This window comes from Bradyrhizobium sp. Leo170, from assembly GCF_004296405.1.
Taxonomy (GTDB): Bacteria; Pseudomonadota; Alphaproteobacteria; order Rhizobiales; family Xanthobacteraceae; genus Bradyrhizobium.
In genome coordinates, this window is record NZ_PSRR01000321.1 from 1 (window position 1) to 9973 (window position 9973).

A 9973-nucleotide genomic window follows, 5' to 3' on the forward strand; every position below is an offset into this window, starting at 1 on the left:
AGATGCGGCGCGCCGCGTGCAGGTCGAAGTTGAAATCGGCATGGGTGCCGCCGAGCCGGCCGACATTGACGATGCGGCCCTTGACCTTGGTCGCAGCGAGGTTCTGGTTGGCGACCTTGCCGGAGACCTGGTCGACGATGAGGTCGACGCCTTCGCCGCCGGTTGCCTTCAGCACCTGCTCGACCCAGCCGGCGTCGCTGGAATCGATCGCGAGGTCGGCGCCGAAATCCTTCAGCCGGCCGCGCCGCATCGCGTCGGTCGAGGAACCGATCACGAGCTTCGCGCCCTTGAGTTTCGCGATCTGCAGTGCCATCAGCCCGACGCCGGAACTTGCGCCCTGGATCAGCACGGTCTGGCCGGGCTGCAGCGCGCCATTGGTGACGACGGCGTTGTGCATGGTCGCGAGCGCGACGGGCAGGGTGGCCGCCTCCTCGAAATTCATGTTCGAGGGCGCACGGAACAGCCGGCCGTGATCGGCAAGCGTGTATTCGGCAAAGGCGGCGCCGCCGGAACCCATGATCTTGTCGCCGACCTTGACGCCCTTGGCGTCAGGTCCGAGCTCGGCGACCTCGCCGGCCCATTCCATGCCGAGCACGGCGCCGACGCCTCCCGCGCTGCCATGGGCATGGCCCTTGGTCATGCCGAGATCGGCGCGGTTGAGGCCGCAGGCATGGACCTTGACCAGCACCTGCGTGCCCTTCGGCGTTGGCTTTGCGACGTCGGTAATCTCAGCGCCATTGGCGCCATACACATAGGCTTTCATCGGCTCTTCTCTTTGGTTGGGCTCAAGGCCACTCTATTCGGCGGCCTGGCGCTGCGCCCCCGAGATCATGCCTTCGAGGCGGCCGCGGATGATCGCCTCCGCATCGCGTACGATGCGCGATACCAGTTCGGCGCAGGTCGGGATGTCGTGGATCAGGCCCTGCACCTGGCCAGCCGACCAGATGCCTTCCTCGGCATCGCCGGTGGCATAGACCATCTTGCCGCGGGCGCCGGCGACGAGTTCGCGCACGTCCTCGAATTTCGCGCCTTCCTTCTCCATCGCGACTACCTTGGTGGAGACCGCGTTCCTGGCGACACGCGAGGTGTTGCGCATGGTGCGGAAGATCAGCTCGGTCTCGCGCTCGTCATTGGCGACGATGCGTTCCTTGACGAGCTGATGGATCGGGCTTTCCTTGGTGCACATGAAGCGTGTGCCCATGTTGATGCCGTCGGCGCCGAGCGCCAGCGCAGCCGCCAAGCCGCGGCCGTCGCCAAAGCCGCCGGAGGCGATCATCGGGATCTTCACCTTGTCGGCGGCGCAGGGGATCAGGATCAGGCCGGGGGTATCGTCCTCGCCGGGATGGCCGGCGCATTCGAAGCCGTCGATCGAGATCGCGTCCACGCCCATGCGCTCCGCCGACAGCGCGTGGCGAACGCTGGTGCATTTGTGCACGACCTTGACGCCGTGCTTCTTGAACTCGTCGACATGCTCCTGGGGCTTGTTGCCCGCGGTCTCGACGATCTTGATGCCGCTCTCGATAATGACCTGGCGGTATTCGGCGTAAGGCGGCGGTTTGATCGCAGGCAGGATGGTCAGGTTCACGCCAAACGGCTTGTCCGTCATCTCGCGGCAGCGCGCGATTTCCTTGCGCAGATCATCCGGTGTCGGCTGCGTCAGCGCCGTGATCATGCCGAGCGCCCCGGCATTGGCGACGGCCGCGACGAGTTCCGCGCGTCCGACCCATTGCATGCCGCCCTGCACGATCGGGTGCTCGACGCCGAAAAGCTCGGTGAAGCGTGTCTTGATCATTACTGCCCTCTGTTTCCCCGGCGCGGACGGTCGCGCGTTGTTTATCGAGAATTCGGGCAGCAGGATGCCGTCGCCCCCTGCAAAAGTCCACGGGGGCGGGTGATGGTCAGGGCAACGCCATCATGCAAAAGCGCCGCGTTGTTTCCGCAAGGCGGAACAAGTCGGATCGACCCAAAGTCCCCGAATTAAGGGGTTCACGCCACTGGCTTCAGGTGACGTCGCCTATTGCCTGAATTCGTTCGTGAGCTCGCCGATGCCGTCGATCGCCACCGTCACGGTGTTGACTGGCTCCTTCATGACGCCGACGCCGATCGACGTGCCGCAGGCGATGAGATCGCCGGGCAAGAGCGTCATGTCGTGCGAGATCTTGCTGACGAGCTCCTGCGCGCTGAAGATCATGTCTGATATCGGGTAGTTCTGACGCTCGGCGCCGTTGAGAATGGTGCGCACGACAAGGCTTCCCGGGTCGATCCCTGCGGTGATGACGGGGCCAAACGGGCCGTAGCCGTCAAAGCCCTTGGCGCGGGCCCATTGCGCAAACGTCTTGTCGCGGTTGAGGATGTCGTTGGCGGTGACGTCGTTGACGCAGGTGTAGCCGAAGATGAAGTCGTCGGCTTCATCAGGAGAGACGTTGGTGCAGGGCTTTCCGATGACGATGCCGAGCTCGCCCTCATAGGTGGTCTTGCCGTCATAGGAGAGGGGGCGTTCGATCACGGCACCCGGCGCGGTGACGCTGGTGGTCGCTTTCAGCAGATAGAGTGGCTCGGCCGGCTCAGGCTGCTGCAGCTTGGCGGCGAGCGCGTGAAAATTATTCCAGAGCGCGACAATCTTGGTCGGCTCGGAAGGGGCGAGCACCTCGACGTCCTCCAGCACGAGTATTCGTCCGTTCGGCTTGGAGGTGCCGAACATCTCGCCGTCATGTACGGCGATGCCGGATGGCGTCAGCACGCCGAAGCCGGTCTCACCCTGGCGGCGGAAGCGAAGCCAACGGGTCACGTTACGCTGCAACATCACGTGACCGCCGCAACTTTTGCTTCCGGCGATGGAAGCACCGTTCCATCGTAGAGCCCGGCGATCCGGGCGCGCTGGGCAGCGAGCGCCAGCATCGCATCCAGCGACGGCGTCGGAATCCCGGTCAGGCGTCCCATTTCCTGCACCACGGTGACCAGTGGATCGATCTCCATCGGGCGGCTGCGCTCGAGGTCCTGCAGCATCGAGGTCTTGTGGGCGCCGACCTTGCGCGCGCCTTCGATGCGGCGTTCGACGTCGACACGGAATTTGACGCCAAAGGTTTCGGCGATCGCCTGCGTCTCCAGCATGATCGCTTTCGACAGCGCGCGGGTCGGCGGATCGGAGCAGATTACGTCCAGGGTCGCATGGGTGAGGGCGCTGATCGGGTTGAAGCAGACATTGCCCCACAGCTTGAGCCAGATCTCGTCGCGGATGCGCTCGAGCACGGGGGCCTGCATGCCCGCCTTGGTGAAGACGTCAGACAGACGCTGCACGTCCTCGGTGATCTCGCCGGAGGGCTCGCCGAGCGGAAAGCGGTCGCCATAGACGTGCCGGATGACACCAGGCGCCTCGATCTCGGTGGCGGGATAGACGATGCAGCCGATCGCGCGCTCGGGGCCAAGCTCACGCCACTGCCGGCCGCCGGGATCGATGGTCTCCAGCGTCGAACCCTGATGGGCGCCGCCGTGTTTGTGGAAATACCAATAGGGGATGCCGTTGACGGCGGTGACGATACGCGTGTGCGGGCCAAGCAGCGGCTGCATCCGTTCGAGCACGCCAGTGATCGAATGCGCCTTCAGGCAGATGATGACGAAATCCTGTGCGCCGAGTTCGGCCGGATCGTCGGTGCAGCGGGGATGCACGATGCGCTCTTCATCGCCGATCAAGAGCTTCAGCCCGTTCGCCTTCATGGCTGCGAGATGGGCGCCGCGTGCGACCAGGCTCACATCTGCGCCCGCGCGTGCAAGCTGCACGCCGAGATAGCCGCCGATCGCGCCGGCGCCGTAAATGCAAATCTTCATGGGATGTTTCGCAAAAGAGGCGGGGTTGATGTTTCAGCGCGGGGCCATGCGCCGGTGCCGAGCATGTCTCAGACCGGCGCGCTGACGCTGAGGTGCTTTCAGGCCGGGATGGCTTCCCGCGCGGCCATCACCTGCTCGTCGAATGCAGCTGCGATGTCGCGGATGCTGATGACGCCGATCAGGCTGTAATTGTCGATGACCGGCACGTGGCGAATGTGGTGCTTGTTCATGAGGTGGCGGACATGCTCGAGCGTGTCGCGCGAGCTGCAGGACACGAGTTGCTGCACCGAGATGAAATGCGATACGCGCATGTTGGCGCCCGCCGCGCCATGCTCGGCGATGGCGCGCACCACATCGTGCTCGGTGAACATGCCCACCGCGGTGTTGCCCTCGGTGCGGACGACATCCTTGACCACCAGCGCGCTGATATTTCCGGAACGCATCAGTTGCGCGGCGATCGCCACCGTCTCGTTCATGCGAACCGTTGCAACACGTGCGGCTTTCTTGCGCAGAATATCTCCGACTTGCATGGCAACCTCCTTGGGTTCGTTTACGATTGCAATTCTGGTATACAAAATGCCAATTGTCAACGCGGCAGGAGCGGATACATAGAGAAAAATGCAGTAAAAACAGTAAGTAGCGCTGACGCTTTCGATCCTGCGGGCGGTGGCGTCTGATCGATCCATCTCGTTGTATTTTGTATTCCTTTCATTCCGGGCAAAAAGAAAAGGCGCACCGAAGTGCGCCTTCGCTCGTCACAACGTCTGCGCTCACGCTGTGGTGACGCTGCGCGCGGTCGCCTGTGCCGCCGCTGTCTCGTTGCCCAGGATGAAGGCGCGTCGCATCGGCTTGATCACGAACAGCGCCATCAGCGCCGCCGTCGCGTTGAGAGCTACGCCAATCACGAACACGGCGTGCCAGCCGAAATTCTTGGCGAGGATACTGGCGAGCGGCACCAGCAGCGAGGCGGTGCCCTTCGCCGTGTACAGCATGCCATTGTTGGTGGCGGCGTACTTCACACCGAAGGTGTCACCGCTGGTGGCTGGAAACAGGCTGTAGATCTCGCCGAACACGCCGAAATAGACCGCGGTCGCGAGCACGAACACGACCGGATGGGCGCCATAGGTCGAGAGCGTCAACAGCATCAGCGCCGCCGTGCCGAAAGCGATGAACATCGTGTACTCGCGGCCGATATTGTCGGAGATCCAGCCGAACATCGGCCGACCGAATCCGTCGAAGATGCGATCGAGCGAGATCGCGAATGTCAGCGCCGCCATCTGGATGCCGGCCAAAGAGACCGGCGTCTTGGCGATCTGGAAGTCATCGGCGATCGGCGCGATTTGCGCCGCGGTCATCAGGCCGCCGGCGGCGACCATCACGAACACCAGATACATCACCCAGAAGATCGGGCTGCGCAGCACCTGCGGCGGGGTGAAATCAATCTTGGTCTGCGGCAAATTGAGCTGCTTCTTTTTCGGAGGTATCGCGACAGACGGCGGGCGAATGAAGAAGGCGAGTACGAACACGATCAGGCCTTGCCCGATGCCGAAGTCGAAGAAGGCTGTCTGGTAGCCGCTGGCGGCGATCATGCTTGCGATCGGCACCACGGTGAGCGCGGCACCCGCGCCGAAGCCGGCGGCGGTCGCGCCCGCAGCGAGTCCCCGGCGGTCCGGAAACCATTTCAGCGCATTGCCCACGCAGGTGCCGTAGACCGCACCGGCCCCCATGCCGCCGATCACGGCGGCGGTATAAAGCAGCGCCAGCGAATCCGCATAGGAATTGAGGACCCAGGACAGCGCGATCATCACGCCGCCGAACATGATCACCATGCTCGGCCCGTATTTGTCGACGAACCAGGCTTCGACGGGGACGAGCCAGGTCTCGGTCACCACGAAGATCGTGAAGGCGAGCTGGATGCCCGCACGGCCCCAATGATGCTTCGCGTCGATCGGATCGACGAACAGTGTCCAGCCGTATTGCAGGTTGGCGATCATCGCCATGCAGACGATGCCCATGACGAGCTGAAACCAGCGGAAGCCGTTGGGCGAAGGTGTTGAGGGTGCGGTGGCGGCGTTGCTTAAAACCATCAAGTCCTCCCGAGCGCGTGCTTGCGGTTGCGGCCTTCTGTCGCGAGTTTGTGACTTATCGTCGCAAGCACCGGGCGGATGTTGGTATACTATATCCCACAATGCAAGCCGAACTTGTGTTGCAGTGCGGTACAAGCCATACCGCGGCTTGGCGGTCACGGCGATTTCGGAAAATCGGAAGCGCAGCAAAAAAAGCGCCCGGCTGTGGGCCGGGCGCTTCATGCCAACTGCGTTGCGCGATCTACGACGCGCCCGATTTTTCCACCACGACCTTGCGCCACGGTTTCAGCGCCAGGATGGCGAGCAGCGATGCCAGGATGTTGGCGCCCGCGGCGATGAGAAAGACATTGTCCCAATTGCCTGCGGTCTGCTGCATGTAGTTCGCAATCGGCACCAGCAGCGCGGCCGTGCCCTTGGCGGTGTAGAGCAGGCCGGCATTGGTGGTCGCGAATTTCGGGCCGAAGGTGTCGGTGCAGGTGGAGGGGAACAGCGAGTAGATCTCACCCCAGGCGAAGAACACGAAGCCCGACAGGATCACGAACCAGATCGGATCGTGGCCGAACATGTAGAGCGCCCAGATGCCGATGCCCTCCATGCCGAAGGCGATGAACATCGTGTTCTCGCGGCCGATATTGTCGGAGATCCAGCCGAAGAACGGACGCGTCAGGCCGTTGAGGACACGGTCGATGGTGGCGGCGAAGGTCACAGCGGTCATCGTCACGCCGATCAGGGTCACCGGGACACTGTCGATCTTCCAGTCCACAGCGATCGGCTTCAGGTTCGCCGTCACCATCAGGCCGCCGGCGCCGACGATCACGAACATGAAGTACATCAGCCAGAAGATCGGCTGCCGCAGCACTTCCGTCGGCTGATAGTTGCGCCGGCTCTGAACCAGATTGGCGTTCTGCGCGACCATCGGAACCTGTCCGGACTTCGGCGCGAGCAGGAAGAAGGAGAGCAGCACGATGATGATGCCCTGGCCGAGACCGAAATAGAGGAAGGTGGTCTGGAAGCCGGAGTCCTTGATCATCGCCTGGATCGGCGCGACCGTCAGCGCCGAGCCTGCGCCGAAGCCGGCCGCGGTGATGCCAGCCGCCAGACCGCGCTTGTCGGGAAACCATTTCAGTGCGTTGCCGACGCAGGTGCCGTACACGCCGCCGGCGCCGATGCCCGCGATGATCATGCCGAGATAGTAGCCGTTGAGCGAGGTCGCCTGGGCATTGATGGCCCAGCCGATGGCGCAGAGGATGCCGCCGATGAGGACCACGATGCGCGGGCCGTATTTGTCGACGAACCAGCCTTCAATCGGCACCAGCCATGTCTCAAACAAAACGAAAAGGGTGAAGGCCCACTGGATAGAGGCGCGATCCCAACCGAATTTTTTCTGAATGTCGGGGACGAAGAATGTCCAACCGTATTGATAGTTGGCGATCATCACCATCGCCGCGACGCCGATCGCAAGTTGTGTCCAGCGAAAGGTATCGCTGACACGGGCCGCTGGCGGAGCCGTAGCCTGCACCATCTCTGTCATAGGTCCTCCCAAGGCGCGCCCCTGTTATCTTATGTCCCGGACGCGCGGCGGCCATCTTGGTATCTAATATGCCAACATTCAAGCGTCGGTACGAACCGCGCGCAAATGTCGCAGGCGAGCGTCGGTACTCGGAATCAACAACTTGGTTCAACCGAACGGGTTCACTTCGAACCCAAGACCATGGTCCACAGCGCGATTTCTATCGATGCTCTGAAGCGACTGGATTCACGCAAGAATCATCGCGGGTGATCTGAAGGTCACCTTTGGAAAGCGAGCTCGGCGCGCCCGCTTTGGACTGACGGATTCAGGAGGTATGTGAGCGGGTAGGTCGGACGCAAGAAGTGCGATAACACCGATCGCCCAGCCCGTTCTGAGCTTTGGTATTTTATATCCCAGCATCGAAGAAAGCTGCGCCTCAGGCGGCCGCTGTTCGCAGCCGGCTGTAGCCTTCCTGAATCGCGGACCAAAAAAGGGCAACGAGCCCCAGGACCATGATCGTGCTGACCAGCCCATTTGAGAAAAACACCGCGAGCGAACCTTGCGACCCGAGCAGCGATTGCCGGAATGCCTCCTCCGCCTTGTCGCCGAGCACAATGGCCAGCACCAAAGGGGCGAGAGGATAGTTGCACTTCTTGAGCAGATAGCCGAGCACGCCGAAGACCAGCATCAGCATCACGTCGAATGTGCTGTTGTGAACCGAGTAAGCGCCGATCGCGCAGAGCACCAGAATGAGGGGCGCGATGATGCTGAACGGCACGCGAAGTATAGCGGCGAATATGGGTACGCAGGTGAGCACGACGAGCAGGCCCGCGAGATTGCCGAGATACATCGAGGCGATCAGGCCCCAGACGAATTCCTTTTGCTCGACGAACAGCATCGGCCCGGGCTGCAGGCCCCAGATCAAGAGGCCGCCGAGAAGAACAGCGGCCGTCGGAGACCCGGGCACTCCGAGCGACAGCATTGGCAGCAGTGCCGAGGTCCCGGCGGCGTGAGCTGCCGTCTCCGGTGCGATCACGCCCTCGATTTCTCCCTTGCCGAAATTCTTGCCGTTCTTCGCGAGCCGCTTGGCGATGCCGTAACTCATGAAGGATGCCGGCGTTGCTCCGGCCGGCGTGACACCCATCCAGCACCCGATCAGGCAAGAGCGCAATGACGTCACCCAGTACGCGGGCAGTTCTTTCCAGGTTTGCAGCACGACGCGCAGGTTGATTTTCGCGTTGCCGCCGCGGAAGCTCAATCCTTCTTCCATCGTCAGAAGGATCTCGCCGATACCGAAAAGACCGATGACGGCGATCAGAAAATCGAACCCGTTGAGCAATTCGGTGATCCCGAACGTCAATCGCAACTGCCCGGTGATTGAATCGAGTCCGACGGCCGCAAGCGCGAAGCCAATCATCATCGCGGCGATGGTCTTGAAGGGCGGCTCCTTGCTCAGGCCGACGAAGCTGCAAAACGCGAGGAAGTACACCGCGAATTTTTCCGCAGGACCAAATCGCAACGCGAAGCTTGCGACCAGCGGGGCCACCAGCGTGATCATGGCGACGGCGAACAGCGCGCCCACGAACGAGGAGGTGAAGGCTGCCGTCAACGCTTCGCCAGGCTTGCCCTGTTGCGCCATCGGATAGCCATCGAAAGTCGTCGCTACCGACCAGGGTTCACCCGGTATGTTGAACAGGATCGAGGTGATCGCCCCGCCGAACAACGCGCCCCAGTAGATGCAGGACAGCATGATGATCGCCGATGTCGGCGGCATGCTGAAGGTCAGCGGCAAGAGGATCGCAACGCCGTTTGCGCCGCCCAGCCCCGGAAGCACGCCAATGATGACCCCGAGCATGATGCCCACGACCATCAGCATCATGTTGTAGGGCTGCAGGGCTACGGCGAAGCCGTGAAAAAGATTGGCGAGTTCTTCCATTTCGATACGTCCTGCAACAGCGAACCGACCACAATGCGGCTTCTATAGGCCGAGCCATTCCTCGATAGGACCTTTGGGAAGGGGAACGAGGAACCAGCGTTCGAAGACAAGATAGGTGATGATGGGCATGCCGAACGCCACGGCAACGGTCGGGAGCCATCGGTAGCCGCCAAGCCACCGCATGAACCAGCCGATGAAAATGATCGAGGCGACATAGAGCCCGACAAAGGGCATCGAACCGACATAGATCGCGGTGGGCACAACCACGCTCATCACCTGGCGAAGCTGTCCCCACTCCGCGAACAATCGGTCGTCATTGTCGCGCAGCGCGCTCCAGAGATTGATGGCGCTCGCTGCGACGATGGAGATTCCAATGTAGAAGGGAAAGAAGCCCGCACGCGGGCCCTCCGCGCCCCAGGTGATGCCGGCCTTCGAACTGCCGATGATCACGATAATGCCGAAGGCTGCGATCAGCAGTGCCATGCCGGTTTCCACTGCCTTGTGTGCCGGGCCGGCAGCGTCTGATCTACGCGCAGTCATAGGGCCTCCAGGCTGAATCGTGAGTTCGAGATTCGAGCATTTTCGGTTCTGATGGAATCAGAACCGAAGCTCTAG

At 62.2% G+C, this 9973-nt stretch carries 9 protein-coding genes; all 9 read right to left on the reverse strand.

All coding sequences use genetic code 11. The features are described from left to right. The coding region (locus CWO89_RS34960; protein WP_130582988.1) for a quinone oxidoreductase family protein at nt 1-763 on the reverse strand (763 nt) is incomplete at its 3' end. A gap of 33 nt (nt 764-796) precedes the next feature. Then, nucleotides 797-1792, reverse strand: coding sequence for an NAD(P)H-dependent flavin oxidoreductase (locus tag CWO89_RS34965; RefSeq protein ID WP_130582989.1), 996 nt, complete (start codon nt 1790-1792; stop codon nt 797-799). 222 nt (nt 1793-2014) lie between these two features. Next, nucleotides 2015-2803, reverse strand: coding sequence for a fumarylacetoacetate hydrolase family protein (locus CWO89_RS34970; protein WP_130582990.1), 789 nt, complete (start codon nt 2801-2803; stop codon nt 2015-2017). Next, a complete protein-coding gene (locus CWO89_RS34975; RefSeq protein WP_130582991.1) occupies nt 2803-3825 on the reverse strand; it encodes a 2-dehydropantoate 2-reductase in 1023 nt (340 codons plus the stop codon). The genes CWO89_RS34970 and CWO89_RS34975 overlap by 1 nt, the downstream gene beginning before the upstream one ends. Before the next feature lie 98 nt (nt 3826-3923). Further along, a complete protein-coding gene (locus CWO89_RS34980) occupies nt 3924-4355 on the reverse strand; it encodes a CBS domain-containing protein (RefSeq protein WP_130582996.1) in 432 nt (143 codons plus the stop codon). 240 nt (nt 4356-4595) lie between these two features. Then, nucleotides 4596-5912 (reverse strand): oxalate/formate MFS antiporter, encoded by a 1317-nt coding sequence (gene oxlT / locus CWO89_RS34985; RefSeq protein WP_130582992.1) that lies wholly within the window; start codon nt 5910-5912, stop codon nt 4596-4598. 241 nt (nt 5913-6153) lie between these two features. Further along, nucleotides 6154-7443, reverse strand: coding sequence for an oxalate/formate MFS antiporter (oxlT, locus tag CWO89_RS34990; protein WP_130582993.1), 1290 nt, complete (start codon nt 7441-7443; stop codon nt 6154-6156). 415 nt (nt 7444-7858) lie between these two features. Continuing rightward, nucleotides 7859-9358 carry a tripartite tricarboxylate transporter permease gene (locus CWO89_RS34995; protein WP_130582994.1) on the reverse strand — a complete coding sequence of 500 codons (1500 nt, stop codon included), beginning with the start codon at nt 9356-9358 and terminating at the stop codon, nt 7859-7861. 42 nt (nt 9359-9400) lie between these two features. Then, nucleotides 9401-9898, reverse strand: coding sequence for a tripartite tricarboxylate transporter TctB family protein (locus tag CWO89_RS35000; RefSeq protein ID WP_130582995.1), 498 nt, complete (start codon nt 9896-9898; stop codon nt 9401-9403). Nucleotides 9899-9973: the final 75 nt, after the last annotated feature.